The following is a 16,909-nucleotide window of genomic DNA, read 5'->3' as shown; positions in this document are numbered from 1 at the left end:
CGATGATCAGCCCGCCGCTGAGCGTCCGGACCAGCGGGCCGAGGGCGCCCTGCAGGAGCTCGGCCACGATCCGGCCGCCGGCCGCGATGGCATGCCGGCGCAGCTCCCCCGGCTCAGAGCGACACCTCCACCTCCATTCCCATGATCCGGGTGACCGTGCGGCGGCGCAGCCACCCGCGGGGCGGCGAGCCGTCCCGCACCTCGGTGAGGAATGCCTTGCGCTGCGCCGAAGTCGCCGATCGCCAGCGCATCGCGAGCACCGGGCGGACCGGCGCGATGAACGCCTGCACCCGCTCGTGCGCGCCCGCGATCCGGGTCTCGTAGTCGCGGTCCGGCCGGTAGGTCAGTTGCAGGTCGATCAGGGGCGCGGCGCCGCCGGCGTGGTGGTGGCAGCGCGACAGCATCCGCGCGAGTTCGTCCATCGCGCCCCGCACGCGGCAGGGCATCTGGTCCTGCCAGCGGCCGAGCCGCGGGACCGGCGACGGCGCGGCCGTCACCTCGTCCGCGAGCACCACCAGGGCCCGGACCGCCGATCCGGCGAGCTCGACGCGGATCCGCCGCCCGTTCGCGTCGACGAAGAAGCGCGGCACCCGGCCGGCCACGACGGTGCCCGACCGCAGCCGCACCCACTCCCCGACGGCGTCGGGCGACGGGCAGGAGGACACGAACGTGAACGTCAGCTCGTCGCCGGCGAGGTTCATCGTCACGGGGAACAGGGAACCGAGGTCGTGCACGAACGCCGAGCCGATGACGAGTGCGGCGCGGGAGCCGCCTCCGGTCATCGCCTCCCCTTCCCGGGCTACACCTGGAGATCCGCTTCGATCCGCTTGAGGTAGTGCCGGGCCAGCGCCAGGTTCGCCCGGTCGCGGTCCAGCACCAGGTACAGGAACAGCGAGCTCCGCGTGCCGACCGAGTTCATCAGCCGGATCAGGTGGTACTGGCGGTGCAGGGTGATCAGGATGTCCTCGATGGTGTCGTTGAGCGCCAGCGAGGACATCACCCGCAGTTTCGACCGCACGACCTCGGTGTTCCCGGCCGCCGCGACCTCCAGGTCCAGCCATTCGCCGCCCCCGCTGGTGCCGAGCGACATCCCGCTTTCGTAGTCGACCAGCGCCACGCCGACGGCGCCGCTGATCGACATGGCTTCCTTGAGTGCCGTGTCGATGTTCATCATCATGCTGCATCCTTTCCGTGAAACGAGTGACCGGCGTGCTACGCGGCCAGGATCGAACCGATCCGCTCGATGACGGGCCGCGATTCGAAAAGCAGCCGCCCGACGTTCAGACCCTTGTCCCCCAGCACGACCATCAGCGCGAGCCGCCCGATGGCGTAGACGGCCATGTACCCTTCGCTGCCGAACACGACGGTCTGGTGCAGCGTGCCCTTGCCGGTGATTTCGGCCGCCTGCCGGGCGATCCCGAGATCGGCCGCGGCGAGCGCGGAGATCTTCGCCGGATCGATGTCGTCGGCCGCGTCGGCGATGATCGGAATGCCGTCGACCGCGGCCAGCACCGTGTCGGTCACCCCGGCGACGCTTTCCCGCAGGGTACGCAGCTCGCCGGCCAGTGCTTCGAAGTCCAAGACTTTTTCTTTCTGCTCCGGAATTGCGGAAGACGAGTGCGGCGACCCTACCGCCGTCATTACTGCGCGCCAATCCGCGTGCGAGTACCACCCCGCCGTTTCACTCGATCGAGTGAAACGATTCGGGCACTGTAACAGAAAGAAATTGACAAACGTCGATCATTTCCGCCGGACATTCGGCCGATCGGCGGCTCACAATAGTCCGGAAACGGGCCGGCCCCGGGCGGGAGCCCGGGGCCGGACGGTTCAGCGCAGCGGCGCCAGCGCCTTCGCCAGTGGCTCCAGCACGGCCGGGGTGTGCGGCGGCGGCAGGTAGACGATGGCCAGGTCGAGGCCCACCGCACCGAGGGCCTCCGCCTCCGCGGCGACCTTCGCGTAGTCGAGGTCCGGTCCCAGCCGGACGTGCGAGGACAGCGTGATCTCGGCCGGGTCGCGGCCGACGTCCGCGCAGTGGCGGTGCAGCACCTCACGCTTGCGGGTGAACTCCTCCGGGGTGCCGCCGACGAAGTTCCAGTGCTGGGCGTACTTCGCGGTCGTGCGCAGGGTGCGCTTCTCGCCGCTGCCGCCGATGCAGATCGGCGGGTGCGGCCGCTGCACGCCCTTCGGCTCGCACCGGGCGTCGGTCAGCTGGTAGTGCTCGCCCCGGAACGTCGTGGTCTCCTGCGTCAGCAGGCCGACCAGGACCTCGCACGCTTCCTCGAACCGGTCGCTGCGCTCCTTGACCGAACCGAGCTGCATGCCGTACGCACCGGACTCCTCTTCGTTCCAGCCGGCGCCGACGCCGATCTCGAGCCGGCCGCCGGAGACGATGTCGAGGGTGGCCGCCATGTTGGCCAGCAGCGCCGGGTGGCGGTAGTGGATGCCGCTGACCAGCGTGCCCAGCCGGAGCCGCTTCGTCGCCTGGGCGAGCGCCGTGAGCGTCACCCAGCCTTCCAGGCAGGGACCGGTCGAATCGGAGAAGATGGGGTAGAAGTGGTCGAACGTCCAGCCCGACTCGAACAGCTCGATTTCGTCCGCGGCCTGCCAGACGGCGAGCATGTCCGCCCATGCGGTGTTCTGCGGTGAGGTCTTGATGGCGAATCGCATGATCTTCAGCGTAACCCTGGAGTTCCTCCAGAATGCCTGCTCACCTGCCCCGGAGGTTTTTGTCGGTGGTGCCCGGTAACGTCCTGGAGCGTGAACGCTCAGGAACGCATCCGGGACCTCGCCGACCGCATCACGGTGCTGCGCGACGCCTACTACCGCGGGTCGCCGTTGGTGGCCGACGCGGAGTACGACGCGATCGAGGACGAGCTGCGGAGCCTGATCGGGGCGCACCCGGAGCTCACCCCGGACCCGAACCCGCTCGACCAGGTCGGCGCCCCCGCGGTGCTGCACGCGCCGATCCGGCACTCGCGCCCGATGCTGTCCCTGGAGAAGGCGACCAAGCCCGAGCAGGTCGAGGCGTTCTTCGACCGCTTCCCGGGCCAGCCGGTGGTGGTCATGCCGAAGCTCGACGGGCTGTCGCTGGCCGTCGTCTACGAAAACGGGCGGCTGGCCAGGGCGGTCACCCGCGGCGACGGCACGACCGGCGACGACGTCACCGTGCTCGTGCGCGCCCTGACCGACGGGATCCCGGAACAGGTCGAGGCGCCGGGCCGCGTCGAGGTGCGCGGCGAGGCCGTCATGCTGCGCTCGACCTTCGCCGCCTACAACACCGCGCACCCGGACAAGCCGCTGATCAACCCGCGCAACGCCGCCGCGGGCACGCTGCGCGCGAAGGACCCGGCGACCGTGGCCGAGCGGCGGCTGCGCTTCTTCGCCTTCGACCTGCACACCGAACCCGACAGCGCGGAGACCGACCTCGGCAGCGCGCTGCACACGCTCGGCTTCACCGCGGCCGACATGCGCCGCTGCGCCGACGCGGCCGCGGCGCAGAGCGTCATCGGCGAAATCGAGCGGCAGCGCAACGACCTGGACTACGACCTCGACGGCGCCGTGCTGCGGCTGGCGAGCCGGGACGCCTACGCGGCGGCCGGCACCCGGTCGAGCTCGCCGCGCGGGGCGCTGGCGTTCAAGTTCGCCGCCGAGGAAAAGACCACCGTGCTCGCCGACGTGGTCTGGGACGTCGGCAAGACGGGCAAGATCGCCCCGGTCGCCTGGCTGGAACCGGTGTTCGTGGGCGGCACCACGGTCACCCGCGCGACGCTGGCCAACCAGGAGGTGATCCGCGCCCGCGGCATCAGGATCGGCGACACCGTGCTGGTCCGCCGGGCCGGTGACGTGATCCCCTTCGTCGCCGGGGTGCTCGACGCCTCGAAGCGCACCGGCGCCGAGCGGGAGATCGTCCCGCCGGACGCGTGCCCGTCGTGCGGGCAGCCCTTGACCGAACAGGGCAACAGCCGGGAACTGTTCTGCACCAACGTGTCCTGCCCGGCCCAGACCGTGCGGCGGCTGATCCACTGGGCGTCGCGGGCGGCGGCCGACATCGACGCCATCGGCGGCGTGTGGATCGAACGGCTGGCCGAGGCCGGGATCCTGGAGCACCCGTCGGACTTCTACGGGCTGACGAAGGAGAAGCTGCTCGAGTTCGACCGCATCGGCGAGGTCTCGGCCACCCGGATGATCGAGTCGATCGACGCGAGCCGGTCGGTCGGCCTGCGCCGGGCGCTGATCGGGCTGGCGATCCCGATGGCGTCCGAGGGCACGGCCGCCCGCCTGTGCCGGGCCGGGTTCGGCTCGCTGGAGGACGTCGCGGAGGCGGGGGTCGACGGGCTGGTGGCGGTGGAGGACATCGGGCCGAAGGTGGCGGCGTCGCTGATCGAGCACCTCACCCGGCTGCGGCCCGAGCTCGAACGCCTGCGGGAGGCCGGCGTTTCCCTGGACGTGCGCGAGGAGGACCTCCCGCCGGTCGTCGCGGCCGGCGCGCCGCTGGCGGGCAAGACGGTGGTGGTCACCGGCTCGATCAGTGACCCCCGTTCGGGTGAGAAGGTCCCCCGCCCGACGTTCCAGCGGCTCTGCGAGAAGGCGGGCGCGACCACGGCGACGTCGGTCTCGGCGAGCACCGACCTGCTCGTCACCGGCGCCGACGTGGGGGCGAGCAAGCTGACGAAGGCCGAAAAACACGGCGTCGAGGTGGTCGACCAGGGCGAGATCTGGCAACAGCTGATCGCGGCGGGCATCGTGTAGCCCGCGCTGTCCCAGTCCCTGTCCCTGTCCACGGACGCGGGTCACCCGGTCGTGGAAACCCGGCGCGGGCCACACTGCAAGGCGGGTAACCAGCCTCGCTCGAAGGGATGCACGATGACCACGCCGCCGACCGACCGGGCGCGCACCCGCCAGCTCCGCGTGCACGAGTTCCTCACGGCCCGGGGCTGGCACCTCGACGGCGACAGCGACCCGGCCGAGGCCTGGTTCGCCGACGACGTCCACGCGGGCTGGCACTACCCCGCGACCTACGGCGGTCAGGCGATCAACGAGGTCGAGGACACCACCCCGGTGCGGCTGCAGTGCTACTTCACGTTCGGCGACGAGGGCGAAGAGGTCTTCAGCGTGACCCCGGCGGGCAACCTGCGCGGCAGCGGCTGCCCCGAGCACGACACGCAGGAGCGGTTCTTCGCCCTGACCGCCGACGGAACGGTGGACCTGGCGGAGATCACGTCCCTGCTCGACATCCTGGAGCCCCGGGCGCGCGCGCTCGACCCGCGGGCGCTGATCGAATGCCGGTACTTCGGTCCGTGTAAGAGCTGATCGCGGCGGGTCTACGGCCGGCTGCGCGACGAGGAGCCGCTGGCTCGCGTGAAACTCCCGTACGGCGACGAAGCCTGCTCACGCGGTACGACGACGTCCGCGTCGCGCTCGGCGACCCGCGGTTCAGCCTCGCGCAGGCGGCCGTGCGGGACACGCCACGGCTGGGTCCGCAGCGGATGGGCGCGATCCTGACCGATCTCGACCCGCCGAACCACACGCGCCTGCGGCGGCTGCTGGCACACGCGTTCACCGTGCGCCGCGTCGAAGCGCTGCGCGCGGGCGCGGAACGCCTGGCGCACGAGCTGGTGGATTGGAGAAGGCCGGCCCGCCGGCCGATCTGCTGACGGCGCCGGCTGTGCGAGAAACTGCGGGCTTCGCTCGGATCATGACCGCCGCGCCGTTCACGGGCGGGTGAAGACCGGCTTGCCCGGCGGCGGGTCCAGCAGCACCTCGACCGCATCCTCGTAACCGAACGGGCCGGCCAGGACCGGCGCCGGGTCGAGGGTCCCGTCGTCGACGAGCTTCAGCACGTCGGGAACGTGCGGACTGGCGTGGGGCGGCCCGACGACCAGGGTGATCCCCGTGCCGTACAAGGAAAAGTACGGCAGCCGCGGCTCTCCGAAGTAGACGGACCGGATCACGCACGTGCCGCCCGGGCGGGTCGACAGCAGGGCGCACCGGAAGCCCGCGCTCGCGGCCGAGGCGTCCACGACCAGGTCGAAAGAGCCGTCGAGGCGGTCGGGGTAGGTGTCGGCGACAGTGACGGCCGCGCCCGCGGCGGCGGCCTTGGCGCAGCGGGCTTCGTCGACGTCGAGGTAGGTGACGCTGCCCGCCCCCAGCGCGACGGCGCTCAGGACGGTCAGCAGCCCGAGGCTGGCCGTTCCGCCGACCACGAGCACTGCGGCGCCGGGCCGGGCGTCGAGGGTCGGCCGGACGGCCTGGAAGGCGTCGGTCAGGTTGTCGGAAGCGGAGGCGCCGAGGACCGGATCGACGGCCGGCGGCAGCGGCGTGAGGCTGTACGCCGCCCACGGGACGCGCACCAGCTCGTCGAACAGCCCGCCCCAGCCGCCGCCGATGCTCGTGCCGTAGGACGCCAGGCGCGGCACCGAAACGCAGGCGCCCGGCAGGTCGCGACGGCAGTTCTCGCACGTGCCGCAGCTGACGTGCCAGGGAATGACCACCCGCTGGCCCACGTGCAGCGGTGAGTCGTCGCCGTCGAGGTCGACGATCTCGCCGACCGCCTCGTGGCCGAGGGCGAACGGGACTTCGAACGGCGCCGGCGACACCACGAGCCGCCGGTCGAGATCGCACGCCGACGAGGCGATCGGCCGCACGAGCGCGTCGCCGGGCGCGGAGAGGCGGGGCGCCGGCCGGTCTTGCCATTCCAGGCCGCGGGGACCGGTGACGACGAGGCTCTGCATGGCGCTCCTTGGACGAGGCTCTCTAGAGGTCGGACTCTAGAAGGCACGTTCGGTATCGTCAACCCATGCCACGGCTCGTGCACGACACGTCGGCGATCCTCGACGCGGCAGCCCGGCTGCTCGCCGCGGGCAGCGCCGACGCGATCACCATCGCCGGCGTGATCCGGGAAGCCGCGGTGTCCAGCGGCTCCGTCTACCACCGGTTCCCCAATCGCGCGGCCCTGCTGGCCGCCGTCTGGAACCGGGCGGTGCAGGGCTTTCACGCCGAGCTGTACCCGCTCTTCGACGACGAGCCGGTGGCCGCGGCGGTCGCGCTCGGGCGCCGGACCGTGTCCTGGTGCCGCGACCACCCGGCCGACGCCCGGGTGCTGCTGACCGGCCTCGGCTCCTTCGAGCCCGCCGCGTGGCCCGCGGAAAGCCGGGACGCGCGCGAGGCCGACCAGGCCCGCTGGGACCAGCACATCCGCCGCCTGGTGACCGGCCTGAAGGCGGCGACCGGGCGGGCGACGGCGGAGATCCTGCTCATCGTCGTCGACCTGCCGTACGCAGCCGTCCGCCGCTACCTGAGCGCCGGCCGGGACATCCCGGCGGCCCTCGAGGACATCGTCGAGCGCGCCATCCGGGCGGCGCTCACCGCGGACCGGCGGCCTTGATCAGCAGCTTGTATATCCTCAGCACGCCGGCGGCCGGCGGTGTCGTCACCGTCGAAGACCACGACCACACCCGGCCCTTCCTCCTCCTGCACGGCGGGGGCGGCCCCCCACTCCCGCCGCACCAGGTCACGCACGTCGGTGTCCTCGCCGACCTCCACCGCCTGCCGGGTCAGCCCGATCCGGCTGGACCGGGCCGGGCCCGGACGTCCGGGCGCTGCTCTCCTACACCGGCCCGGCCATGCCCGACCCGACCTTGCTGGACCGCTTCCGCACGCTCGGCGACCTGCCCGTCCACGTAATCTGGGGCGAAAGCGACGGGATCGTCAGCACCGAATACGGCAAGGCCTACACCGCGGCCATCCCCGGGGCGTGGTTCACCGTGCTCCCCCGGTCCGGCCACCTGCCGCAGGTCGAGACGCCGGAAGAGCTCCTCGGCGCGATCACCGGCTGACCGCGGTCAGGCCACCTTGATGACGACCTTCCCGGCGGCGTGCCCGTTCTCGACGGTGGCGAGGGCAGCCGGAGCGTCGGACAACGGGTGGACCGCGGTGATCGCCGGGGCGAGGACTCCGTCGAGGGCCAGCCGGGCGGCGCGCTCCAGGTTCGCCCGGTCGAGGCGCCGCTCGACGAACCGGCCGCCGACCTCCGACACGGACTGGTCGCCCACGGCGACGACGGTGCGGGGATCGCGCGCCAGCGGGGCCACCGCGCGCAGCGAGGCGCCGCCGACCAGGTCGACGATCCCGTCGAAGCCCCCGGGAACCAGCTCCCGGGCCGCGGCGGCGACGTCCCCGGCGGTGTAGTCGACGAACCGCGCACCGGCGGCCTCGGCCTGCTCGCGCTTGGCGGCGCTGCCGGTGCCGATCACCGTCAGCTCGCGCGCCGCGGCCAGCCGGGCGACGGCGAGGCCGACGCCGCCGCCGACCCCGTTGACCAGGATCGTGGCCCCGGCCGGGAGGCCGAGCTGGTCGAGCGCGTCCACCGCGGTCGTCCCGGCGATCGGCAGCGTCGCGGCCACGATCCCGGACAGGCCCGCCGGGATGCGCGCGGTGTTCGGCGCGGACAGCACCGTCGTTTCGGCGTAGGTGCCGCCGCCGGTGAGGGCGAACCCGAAGACCGCGTCCCCCACCTCGAGCCCGTCGACGTCCTCCCCCAGGGCGAGAACGGTGCCCGCCGCTTCCATGCCCAGCACCCGCGGGAACGGCCGCCCGCCGTCGAGCCCCGGGACCAGACCCGCGCGCAGCAGGTGGTCGAGCGGGTTCACCCCGGCGGCCTCGACCCGGATCAGCACCTCATCGCGCCCGGGAACGGGATCGGGGCGGTCGAAGAACTCCTGCACCTCCGGCCCGCCGTGCCTGCCGAAACCCCATGCCTGTCCCATTTCCGCTGCCTTTCCGACGACCGGCCCGGCGATTCCGGGCGTTGCGGCCATCGTCACCGCTCACACCGGTGTCAGGGGCAACCGGCTGAGGCGCGGATCACAGCGTCAGGCGAGCTCCGCGCGGTGCCGGCTGTTGGCGTCGAGCAGGACGTCGAGCGCATCCCGCGTCTCGGCCAGGCGCGCGATCTCGGCGTCGATCCGATCGCGTTCACGCTGCATCGTCGCGAACGCGAACTCGACGACACCCGCATCAGCGGGCATCTCCACGCACGGCAGCACCATGGCGATCACCCGGCTGGACAGCCCCGCGGCGAACAGCTGCCGGATGAGCGACACGCGCTGGACCTCGGCGTCGGAGTAGTGCCGCTGCCCGGCCTCGGAGCGAATGCTGGTCAGCAGGCCCTGTGCTTCGTAGTACCGCAGAGAGCGCGCACTCACGCCAGTGCGCCGGGACAGCTCGCCGATCCTCATCCCTCGAAAATACGCCCGCTCGGATCCGGTGGAAGTCCGTGGAGTGTCGTCCCGCCGCGGTCGGCCGGAAGTCCGCCCCTTCGGTCGTTGCCGACGAATGGGCGCCGGGGGGCCGCAGTGTCTCGTTGCCCAGCGGGATCCCGTGGTGGCCGCGCCGTCGCTGGACGAGCAGTACCGCGCCGGCCTGCAGTGGACTTCGCGGCGGCCCGCAACGCCAATACCGAGGAGGAATTGGACGCCGCCGGTGCCGCGTTCGCCGCCGCGGTGGCGGAGATCGAGATCGACGCGATCATCCTGCTGCTCTCGCACGGGATCGGTGGCGGCCGTGGCACGCCGGTCCGGGGTGGTCGTCCGCCTGCCGGCCTGGTGCTGGGGCGCAGCGGCGGGGCGGCCGTGCTCGTCCCGGTGGCCGTGGAGACCATCACCCCCGCGCTGGTCGCCGGCTTGCGCGGTGGCTCGATGGCCATGGTGGGCCGGCCGCGAAGGCCTCCGGTTTCGCGGGAGTTCGAGCCACCGCTGCGTGATCACACCGGGCCGGTCAGCGGCGAGCACAAGCTGGGCGGCCGCATCCCGGAGACCGATGCCGCGCGGAAGCGGGCTGTGGACAGCTGGACGCGCGAGGAACTGGAGTTCGTGGCCGACGAACTGGAGCAGAGCATCGCCGCTCGCAACCGCGAGCAGGGGACGATGGGTGAGACGTCCGTCGGCGACCAAGGCCAGCGAGTGGGCGCCGGGCACCGTGACCGCATCCGCAACGAGGAAGCCCTGCTGCGCGCGGTGCGCAAGAAACTCGGTGGTTCCTGACCTTCGCAAAGCGCGGGCACACGCAAGGCGCGTTCGAACTGATCAAGCATCGGAGGCGTGCTCGCTCGGACCGGGCGGCGCCGTCGGCAGTACCTTGGGCCCATGGTCACGGAGCCTTACCCGCGATGACCGGGGAACCGCCGGGCGGGGTGCACAACGAGGTGGCCGGCCATGCCGCCGGTGTGGTGCAGGCCGGGCACATCCACGGTGACGTGCACGTGCATCAGCATCACGTATTGCCGCGGGCGGCCGGCGGTCCCGTCGTGGTGGGCCGGATCCCTCGCCGGTCGGCGGCGTTCCAGCCGCGCTCCGCTCTGGCCGGCCGGCTGGCGGCGGACGGGCTCAGCGTGCTCGTCGGTCCCCGGGGGATCGGGAAGACCCAACTCGCCGCCGCGTACACCCGCATGAGGGTCGCGGATCGCCGGCGGGCGGTGGTGTGGATCGATGCCCAGGACCACGACCGGGTGGCCCTCGGGTGGCAGCGGCTCGCCGAACGGCTGTGCCTGCGGGCGGCCGGCGAAACCATCACGAGTGGCGCCGAGGCCGCCCGCGCGTGGGTGGAAGACCTGACAGAACCGTCGCTGATCGTCTTCGACAACGCCGTGGACCCCGAGATCGTCGACCGCTGGCTGCCCCGCCACGGCCGCGCCCAGGTCCTGGTCACGACGACCAGCCACGCCTTCGAGGACTTCGGCACCGCCGTCGAGGTGGGCCTGTTCGACGAGGGCGAGAGTCTCGCTTACCTGCGAGAACGCACGCAGCTACCGGACGACGGCGCGCACCGGCTGATCGAGGAGCTCGATCGGCTGCCGCTGGCTCTCGCCCTCGCCGCGGGCCTGATCCGCCGGCAACGGATCGGCTATGACCTCTGCGTCCGGCGACTGCGCACCTTCCCCCTCGACCGCTACCTCCCGGCCCGTCCCGGCGACCCCTACCCCCGTGGCGTCGCCCAGGCAGTGTTGCTGTCCGTGGGCGCTGCGGAGGAAGCCGACGAAACCGGGTTGACCGAAATCCTCCTTGCCGCTCTGGCCGTGTTGTCGCCGGGTGGAACGGCCCGGCGACTGCTCCACGAAATCGCCGGGAACCTGGTCCTGCCCGAAGAACCGGCGGCCGCGACCGACGCGGTTCTCGGGCGGCTCGCCGAGGAGTCGATCGTCACCCTGAGCACAGATGGCGGACTGGCCTTCATGCACCGGGTCACCGGTCGCGTGCTGCGTGATCGTCTGCAGCAGGCGGCCTCGCGGCAGACAGTCGTCGAGGTGGTCGTGCGCGCGTTGGAAGACCTCACCCAGCACAGCCTCGGCCCCCGCCTTCCGGAACGAGCGTGGGCGGAACACCTCGTCGAGCAGATCCACGCCGTGCACCGGCTGCCCCTGGACGACGCACACGCTTCGCGGCTACTCGGACTTCGGCACTGGATCGCGAAGTACCACCTGGCTGCCGGCGAATACGACCGCGCGGTGGCCGCCTACGCCGAGGTCATGCCCGAATACCAGGAGCGGTCCGGGAACGACCCCGACCACCGGCGGCCTCCCCGGTCGGAATTCGCCCAGGCGCTGGCCAGGGCCCATCGGTTCGAGGAAGCCATCGCCCTGCAGGAAGAGGTTCTCGCCGCCGCGTGCGCGGAACACGGTCACCTCGACACGATCATTGTGGCTCTGCAGCGCGTGACACTGGCGTTCATCCACCAGCTCGCCGGAAACTTCGAGGAAGCCCTCCGGCTGGAGCTGCAGACCTGGCACCACCGGAAGGCGTTCTTGGGAGCCGATGACCCGCGAACCCTCATGGCCCAGCTCAGGTTGGGCACCGCATTCCGGCGGGCAGGCGACGCCGCAGCGGCTCTGGAGTTGCTTGAATCAGCCGAGTCGGCGTGTGCTCGGGTACACCCCGAAAGCTTCCTGATGCTCGACATCAAGAAATCCGTTGCGGTCGAGTACGCGGCAGCGGGACGGACAACGGACGCGATTGCCCGAAACGAAGCGATATTGGCGGACTGGAACCTTTCTTGGGGCGGAACCGGAGAAGAGCCTTACCTGAGTGTCGTCTGCGATCTGGCCGGCAATCTGACGACCATCGGACGATACGACGAAGCGATCGCCCTCTGCGAGACGACGGTCAGCGGAGTGGATGAGGAGACCCGCATCCGGGTCGATTCGCTGAACCTGCACTCGATCCTGGCCGAGCTGTACCACCGCACGGGCCGGACCGGGGAGGCCATCGGAATCCGCTCGCAAATGGTACGCGACGCCGAACGCATGTACGGCCCGGACCACGTGATCACCCGTGATTGCCGGAGGCAACTGACCGAGCTCACGCACGAACGATCGCGGGATTGAACGACGCGCTCCGGCAGCGAGCGAATCCGGCCGGGTCAATTCCTCGGCAGGCGTGGCCGGAGGAGGTTTTCCAGGTTCGCTCGCGCGACGTGCTTGAGGAATTCCCCGCGGTAGGTGGAGTCACCGGAGTCGTGCATCGTGTCGGTCATCGAGACCGCGGCCGCCTGTCGTTCCCAGGTGTGGGCCAGGCAGGTGTCCGAGTAGCTCTCCAGCAGGTTCCCGTCGCCTTTTCCGACCTGGTGGATGATCGCCTGGGCGAGTTTCTCGGCGTCGTGCAATGCGAGGCTCATCCCCTCCGCACTCATCGGGGAAATCAGGTGCGCCGCGTCCCCGAGGAGGTGAAGCCGGCCGTAGCTCATCGGGCTGAACACCACACCGCGCAGCGGCACGACCTGCTTGCTGACGATCGGGCCCCTCGGCCCAGGTCCGCCGAACCGCGTTCCGAGCTCGCTCCAGACGCGTTCGTCCGGCCAGTCCTCGACGGAGTCGGTGACCGGGCACTGCAGGTAGACACGGCTCGCGTTCGGGCCGCGGGTGATCTGGGCGGCGAAGCCGCGGGAATGCACCGCCATCACGGCCGGTGGATCGGCGGGCACCTCCGTCATGACGGTCAGCCAGGCGTAGCCGAACTCGTGGGTGTGGCCGGTGAGGAAGCCGTCGGGGATGGCTGTCCTGCTGACACCCTGGTAGCCGTCGCTGCCGGCGACGAAGTCGCAGCCGATCACCGTGGTCGCGCCGGCGGCGTCCCGGTAGCGCACCTGGGGATGCTCGGTGTCGAGACCGGCCAGTGAGATGTCTTCGGCCTCGAAGCGGAGGTCGCCACCGTCGCGCAGGAACAGCCGGATGAGGTTGCGGACCAGGATCTGTTGCGGGACGAAAGCGCCCGCGGCGTCCTCGTAGTCGTCCATCTTCCATTCGCGCCTCTCGCCGTCGACGATCAGCGGCATCGCGGCGTCGGCCGAATCGTGACCGGGCCCCTCGACCACCTCTCCTGTTCCCCATTCGTGCAGCATGCGCACGCCGCGGGCGTCGAGCGCCCCGGCCCGCTGCCGGTTCTCGACGTACTCACGGCTGTGCTTTTCCAAGATGACGCACCGGATTCCGCTGCGCAGCAGGAAGGTACCGAGGGCGAGTCCGGCGACTCCGCCGCCCACGATGACCGCAGTGGTGTTTTCTTCTGTTCGAGTCATGATCACCACTGTGGCCGGGCCGGAGATTGCCGTCCACCGATAACCCGACGCGCGATAACGGAAACCCGCCAACATTTCCTAGGCGCCGCGGTCCCGCAGGCCGGCCTGGTAGCGCCCGGGGGTTTGCCCGACGACGGCGGTGAACGCTTCGATGAAGGTCGAGGGGGTCGACCACCCGCAGCTGATCGCGGTGTCGGTGACGGAGTCGCCGTCGGTGAGCCGGATGACGGCGTGGTGGAGGCGCAGGATGGTGCGCCAGCGGTGGAAGCTCATGCCGAGGTCGGTCCGGAACAGGCGGCTGAGGGTGCGTTCACTCGTCCCGACGGCCCGCCCCAGTCCGGCCAGGGTCGTGTTCCGGCCGGGATCGGCGTGCAGGAGATCGGTCGCGGCGCGCAGCCGATCGTCGCGCGGCGCGGGCAGGTGGAAGGACCGCTCGGGAATCTCGCCGAGTTCGTCGAGCACCACCGCACGCAGCCGCCGGTCGGCGTCGGCGGATTTCGCCCGGTCGCCGGTCAGCGCCAGGATGCCCTCACGCAACAGGGGCGACACCGCGAACACGCAGGGGTGCTCGGCCAGGTCGCCGCACTCCTCGGCGGGGACGGCGAGGATGCGGGCGTCGGTCCGGCCGTAGAAGCGGTGCGAGTGCTCGAAACCCGGCGGTGTCCAGGTGATCCGGTCGGCGGGCGCGATCCAGGTCCCGTACTCGGTCGTGGTGGCGAAGGCTCCGGCTGCCGCGTACACCAGCTGCCCGTCGCGGTGGGAGTGGCTTTCCAGGTGATAACCGTGCGGGAGCCAGCCTGCGCCCTGCGGCGTCCGCTCGCCGGGCAGGGCGGAAGAGTGGCGGGTTTTCTGCATCGGACATCAGTTTACCGGTGGTAGGGCATGCGGGAATCGGCACGGCCCCGCGCCGGACGGAACGGTGTCCACCGTCGGCTACGAACTGCTGCCCGTCACAACCCAGGTCAGACGTCCGAACGAGGGCGCTGGAGGGTGAAGGTCTCGAAGGGCCGCAGAGCGCCGTCGGTGCCGACGACGTCGTAGTAGGTCACCTCCATCGTGGTGACCCCGCCGCGTCGCGTCCCGGGGTCGACGGTGAAGGCCGCGAAGCCGTAGGAGTTGGCCGCGTCGCGGACCGCCGACCAGGGAGCGTCCTCGGTGACGTACACCGGCGGGCGCTTGCCGGTCTTCGGGTCCGGGTCGCCGACCTCGGTGATCACCCGGCAGCGCGGCGGGGTGAAGAAGAGCTGGTTCGACGGCGCCGACGTGCCGCCGCCGCCGAGGACCATGTGGACGGTGCCCTTCGTCGTGTCGACGACGTCGGTGCGGGTCGAGGCCGGCACCGGGGTGCGCGTCGGGTTCGCCGCCGCGCCGCGGATCGGGTGGGACCGCTCGTAGTGGTGCTCGTGGCCGCAGACGACCAGGTCGACGCCGTAGCGGTCGAACAGCGGCACCCACTCCTCGCGGACGCCGAGATCGGCGCCGTTGAACTGGTCGGCGGTGCTGATCGCCACCTGGTGCATGCAGACGACCACCCAGTCGACGCCGCGGTCGGCCCGCGCCGCCGCCAGCTCGCGCTCCAGCCACGCCTTCTGCGCGCCGTTCGAGTAGCCGCGGACGTAGGAGTTCCCGCCGTCCTGGTAGCAGATGTCGTCGTTGGCGAGGCTGATCACCCGCACCGAGCCGACGGTGAACGAGTACCAGAGCCCGCGGGTGGCCGCCGTCTGCCCGGCCGCCGGTGGCACCGAGAAGTACGTCTGGTAGGCCGCGTAGCCGATCGGGCCGTTGCCCAGCTCGTTCTCGTGGTTGCCGGCGGCCGGCATCCACGGCCGGTTGCGCGCGCTGCGGCTGTTGTTGGTCCAGAAGTCCCACCAGGTCCGGACCCGGTCGGTGGCCAGGTTGGCGTAGCAGAGATCCCCGTTGAACAGGTGGAACAGCGGCCGCACCCGTTCGACCCCGGCGGTGGTGTCGCCCGCGGCCGGCGAACCGAGGTTGTCGTTGACCAGCGGCGGGTTCGGCAGCGTCACGCCGGCCGGTGGCACGTAGCGCTTGCCGAGCGTCGGCGTGCCCTGGTCACCGAAGCTGGTGAACGTGAACTTCCCGCGGCCACGCGGCGCGGTGCGGAACGTCGCGAGCACCGGCTCGGCGCCGTCGTGCAGCGCCGCGTAGAGGTACTCGGTGTCCGGCTGAAGCCCGCGAAGCGACGCGTGGAACGCGTAGACGACCTGGCCGGACTTCGCGTCGGTGTAGCTGACGGTCTTCGCCGGGGCGCTGCGCTCGTACCGGCCGTCAGCCCGGCCGAGCAGCACCCGGGCACTGCGTGCCGGCTGAAGGGCGTGCCACGACACCACCACCTCGGCGGCCGCGTCGGCGCCGAACTGCAGGTGCAACCCGGCGACCGCCGGGCTCTTGGCCGGGTCACCCGAGGTGGTGGCGAGCTCGGCCGCCGGGTCGGCCTCGGCGGTGCCGGCGAGCGCGGCACCGGCGGTGGTGAGGAACGGCTTCCGAACGAACTCGCGCTTCCCGGCGTTGTGTCCGTTACCCCCCCTTCGGGGACAAAACGGATTAGTGCGGGTCGGTGCCGTTGAGCGTCGCGACCACCTGGTCGTAGTCGCCGCGGACTTCGCCGTAGCGGAGGAACTTCACCCGCTCCACGAGGATCTCCTTCGCTTCCGGCTGGGTCCGGAGGATGTCCATCACCTCGGTGACGAACTCGCCGAGCGGCATCGCGTGCTCGTTGTCGGCCTGGCCCGGCAGCAGGTCGGTCTGCACCGACGGCGGCACCAGCTCCACGACCTTCACCGGCGTGTCGGCCAGCTGCAGCCGCAGGGACTCGCTGAGCAGGTGGATCGCCGCCTTCGAGGCGTTGTAGCTGGGGGTCGCCCGCAGCGGGGCGAACGCCAGTCCCGAGGAGACGGTCATGATCGTGGCGTCCGGCCGGGTCCGCAGGTGCTCGACGAACGCCGCGATCAGGCGGATCGGTCCGAGCACGTTCGTCGTCACGACGTTCTCGGCCGACTCGAGGAAGGTTTCCGGCTGGTGCCAGTCCTCGACGCGCATGACGCCGGCCATGGTCACCAGCACGTTCAGGCCGGGGTGGCGGGCGAGCACCTCCTTCGCCGCGGCCTGGATGCTCACCGGATCGGTGGTGTCGATCCGGACGGTGTCGATGCCGGGGTGCTCGGCGGCGATGCGCTCCAGCAGCTCGGTGCGGCGGCCGCCGACGATCACGGTGTTGCCGCGGTCTGCCCACGCGAGGGCGAGCGCCAGGCCGATGCCGCTCGTGGCGCCGGGGATGAAGAGGGTGTTTCCGGTGTTGTCCATGCCCCGAGTCTCACCGGGCCGG

18 protein-coding genes are annotated in these 16,909 nt (G+C 71.4%); 7 read left to right on the top strand and 11 right to left on the bottom strand.

All coding sequences use genetic code 11. From position 1 onward, the window contains the following. Window positions 1–113: 113 nt before the first annotated feature. The 4 genes from AB0J55_RS20580 to AB0J55_RS20565 form a co-directional block, all read right to left on the bottom strand. Window positions 114–782 carry a hypothetical protein gene (locus tag AB0J55_RS20580; protein WP_364250457.1) on the bottom strand — a complete coding sequence of 223 codons (669 nt, stop codon included), beginning with the start codon at window positions 780–782 and terminating at the stop codon, window positions 114–116. Between the two features lie 17 nt (window positions 783–799). Further along, complete coding sequence (locus AB0J55_RS20575) at window positions 800–1,171, bottom strand: hypothetical protein (protein ID WP_364250793.1); 372 nt, start codon at window positions 1,169–1,171, stop codon at window positions 800–802. A 41-nt stretch (window positions 1,172–1,212) separates the two neighbouring features. Next, complete coding sequence (locus AB0J55_RS20570) at window positions 1,213–1,581, bottom strand: roadblock/LC7 domain-containing protein (RefSeq protein WP_003082809.1); 369 nt, start codon at window positions 1,579–1,581, stop codon at window positions 1,213–1,215. 246 nt (window positions 1,582–1,827) lie between these two features. After that, window positions 1,828–2,667 (bottom strand): LLM class F420-dependent oxidoreductase, encoded by an 840-nt coding sequence (locus AB0J55_RS20565; protein ID WP_364250454.1) that lies wholly within the window; start codon window positions 2,665–2,667, stop codon window positions 1,828–1,830. Window positions 2,668–2,757: 90 nt separating this feature from the next. Between AB0J55_RS20565 and ligA the strand changes: the two genes are divergently transcribed. The 3 genes from ligA to AB0J55_RS20550 all read left to right on the top strand — a co-directional run bounded on the left by ligA (window position 2,758) and on the right by AB0J55_RS20550 (window position 5,654). Further along, complete coding sequence (gene ligA, locus AB0J55_RS20560; protein ID WP_364250451.1) at window positions 2,758–4,749, top strand: NAD-dependent DNA ligase LigA; 1,992 nt, start codon at window positions 2,758–2,760, stop codon at window positions 4,747–4,749. Between the two features lie 114 nt (window positions 4,750–4,863). Beyond that, the gene (locus AB0J55_RS20555) at window positions 4,864–5,310 is read left to right on the top strand and encodes a hypothetical protein (RefSeq protein ID WP_364250448.1); all 447 of its coding nucleotides are present in this window, start codon (window positions 4,864–4,866) and stop codon (window positions 5,308–5,310) included. Between the two features lie 143 nt (window positions 5,311–5,453). Then, window positions 5,454–5,654, top strand: coding sequence for a hypothetical protein (locus AB0J55_RS20550; protein ID WP_364250445.1), 201 nt, complete (start codon window positions 5,454–5,456; stop codon window positions 5,652–5,654). A 57-nt stretch (window positions 5,655–5,711) separates the two neighbouring features. Here the strand turns inward: AB0J55_RS20550 and AB0J55_RS20545 are convergent, their stop codons facing one another. Beyond that, window positions 5,712–6,731 carry an alcohol dehydrogenase catalytic domain-containing protein gene (locus AB0J55_RS20545; protein WP_364250442.1) on the bottom strand — a complete coding sequence of 340 codons (1,020 nt, stop codon included), beginning with the start codon at window positions 6,729–6,731 and terminating at the stop codon, window positions 5,712–5,714. Window positions 6,732–6,796: 65 nt separating this feature from the next. On the opposite strand from AB0J55_RS20545, the gene AB0J55_RS20540 reads away from it, so the two are divergent. Further along, window positions 6,797–7,384: a TetR/AcrR family transcriptional regulator gene (locus tag AB0J55_RS20540; RefSeq protein WP_364250439.1), complete on the top strand. Its 588-nt coding sequence runs from the start codon at window positions 6,797–6,799 to the stop codon at window positions 7,382–7,384. Window positions 7,385–7,622: 238 nt separating this feature from the next. Continuing rightward, a complete protein-coding gene (locus tag AB0J55_RS20535; RefSeq protein WP_364250436.1) occupies window positions 7,623–7,835 on the top strand; it encodes a hypothetical protein in 213 nt (70 codons plus the stop codon). 6 nt (window positions 7,836–7,841) lie between these two features. On the opposite strand, the gene AB0J55_RS20530 is transcribed toward AB0J55_RS20535, so the two are convergent. Both AB0J55_RS20530 and AB0J55_RS20525 read right to left on the bottom strand, forming a co-directional pair. Continuing rightward, window positions 7,842–8,765: an NADP-dependent oxidoreductase gene (locus AB0J55_RS20530; RefSeq protein ID WP_364250433.1), complete on the bottom strand. Its 924-nt coding sequence runs from the start codon at window positions 8,763–8,765 to the stop codon at window positions 7,842–7,844. A gap of 105 nt (window positions 8,766–8,870) precedes the next feature. Next, window positions 8,871–9,236 carry a MerR family transcriptional regulator gene (locus AB0J55_RS20525; RefSeq protein ID WP_364250430.1) on the bottom strand — a complete coding sequence of 122 codons (366 nt, stop codon included), beginning with the start codon at window positions 9,234–9,236 and terminating at the stop codon, window positions 8,871–8,873. A 231-nt stretch (window positions 9,237–9,467) separates the two neighbouring features. Here AB0J55_RS20525 and AB0J55_RS20520 point away from each other — a divergent pair, with 231 nt between their 5' ends. Next, on the top strand, window positions 9,468–10,040 hold the full coding sequence (locus AB0J55_RS20520; RefSeq protein ID WP_364250427.1) for a hypothetical protein: 573 nt from the start codon (window positions 9,468–9,470) through the stop codon (window positions 10,038–10,040). 125 nt (window positions 10,041–10,165) lie between these two features. Continuing rightward, complete coding sequence (locus AB0J55_RS20515) at window positions 10,166–12,376, top strand: tetratricopeptide repeat protein (RefSeq protein ID WP_364250424.1); 2,211 nt, start codon at window positions 10,166–10,168, stop codon at window positions 12,374–12,376. A 35-nt stretch (window positions 12,377–12,411) separates the two neighbouring features. Here AB0J55_RS20515 and AB0J55_RS20510 read toward each other — a convergent pair whose 3' ends face one another. The 4 genes from AB0J55_RS20510 to AB0J55_RS20495 all read right to left on the bottom strand — a co-directional run bounded on the left by AB0J55_RS20510 (window position 12,412) and on the right by AB0J55_RS20495 (window position 16,887). Then, on the bottom strand, window positions 12,412–13,566 hold the full coding sequence (locus tag AB0J55_RS20510; protein WP_364250421.1) for a 4-hydroxybenzoate 3-monooxygenase: 1,155 nt from the start codon (window positions 13,564–13,566) through the stop codon (window positions 12,412–12,414). 78 nt (window positions 13,567–13,644) lie between these two features. After that, entirely contained in the window at window positions 13,645–14,421 is a 777-nt protein-coding gene (locus tag AB0J55_RS20505) for a helix-turn-helix transcriptional regulator (protein WP_364250418.1), read from the bottom strand. 107 nt (window positions 14,422–14,528) lie between these two features. After that, the gene (locus AB0J55_RS20500) at window positions 14,529–15,953 is read right to left on the bottom strand and encodes a metallophosphoesterase family protein (protein ID WP_364250415.1); all 1,425 of its coding nucleotides are present in this window, start codon (window positions 15,951–15,953) and stop codon (window positions 14,529–14,531) included. 175 nt (window positions 15,954–16,128) lie between these two features. Then, window positions 16,129–16,887 carry an SDR family NAD(P)-dependent oxidoreductase gene (locus AB0J55_RS20495; RefSeq protein WP_364250412.1) on the bottom strand — a complete coding sequence of 253 codons (759 nt, stop codon included), beginning with the start codon at window positions 16,885–16,887 and terminating at the stop codon, window positions 16,129–16,131. Between the last annotated feature and the right edge of the window lie 22 nt (window positions 16,888–16,909).

This window comes from Amycolatopsis sp. NPDC049688 (assembly GCF_040674975.1).
In the GTDB taxonomy this organism is placed as follows: domain Bacteria; phylum Actinomycetota; class Actinomycetes; order Mycobacteriales; family Pseudonocardiaceae; genus Amycolatopsis.
This window is presented reverse-complemented; position numbering and strand designations above follow the sequence as displayed.

Bases quoted from the DNA above. Each gene is read 5' to 3' on its own strand.
- AB0J55_RS20580 (WP_364250457.1), bottom strand. From the start codon at position 782: ATGACCGGAGGCGGCTCCCGCGCCGCACTCGTCATCGGCTCGGCGTTC.
- AB0J55_RS20575 (WP_364250793.1), bottom strand. From the start codon at position 1,171: ATGAACATCGACACGGCACTCAAGGAAGCCATGTCGATCAGCGGCGCC.
- AB0J55_RS20565 (WP_364250454.1), bottom strand. From the start codon at position 2,667: ATGCGATTCGCCATCAAGACCTCACCGCAGAACACCGCATGGGCGGAC.
- AB0J55_RS20555 (WP_364250448.1), top strand. From the start codon at position 4,864: ATGACCACGCCGCCGACCGACCGGGCGCGCACCCGCCAGCTCCGCGTG.
- AB0J55_RS20545 (WP_364250442.1), bottom strand. From the start codon at position 6,731: ATGCAGAGCCTCGTCGTCACCGGTCCCCGCGGCCTGGAATGGCAAGAC.
- AB0J55_RS20540 (WP_364250439.1), top strand. From the start codon at position 6,797: ATGCCACGGCTCGTGCACGACACGTCGGCGATCCTCGACGCGGCAGCC.
- AB0J55_RS20535 (WP_364250436.1), top strand. From the start codon at position 7,623: ATGCCCGACCCGACCTTGCTGGACCGCTTCCGCACGCTCGGCGACCTG.
- AB0J55_RS20530 (WP_364250433.1), bottom strand. From the start codon at position 8,765: ATGGGACAGGCATGGGGTTTCGGCAGGCACGGCGGGCCGGAGGTGCAG.
- AB0J55_RS20525 (WP_364250430.1), bottom strand. From the start codon at position 9,236: ATGAGGATCGGCGAGCTGTCCCGGCGCACTGGCGTGAGTGCGCGCTCT.
- AB0J55_RS20515 (WP_364250424.1), top strand. From the start codon at position 10,166: ATGACCGGGGAACCGCCGGGCGGGGTGCACAACGAGGTGGCCGGCCAT.
- AB0J55_RS20510 (WP_364250421.1), bottom strand. From the start codon at position 13,566: ATGACTCGAACAGAAGAAAACACCACTGCGGTCATCGTGGGCGGCGGA.
- AB0J55_RS20505 (WP_364250418.1), bottom strand. From the start codon at position 14,421: ATGCAGAAAACCCGCCACTCTTCCGCCCTGCCCGGCGAGCGGACGCCG.
- AB0J55_RS20495 (WP_364250412.1), bottom strand. From the start codon at position 16,887: ATGGACAACACCGGAAACACCCTCTTCATCCCCGGCGCCACGAGCGGC.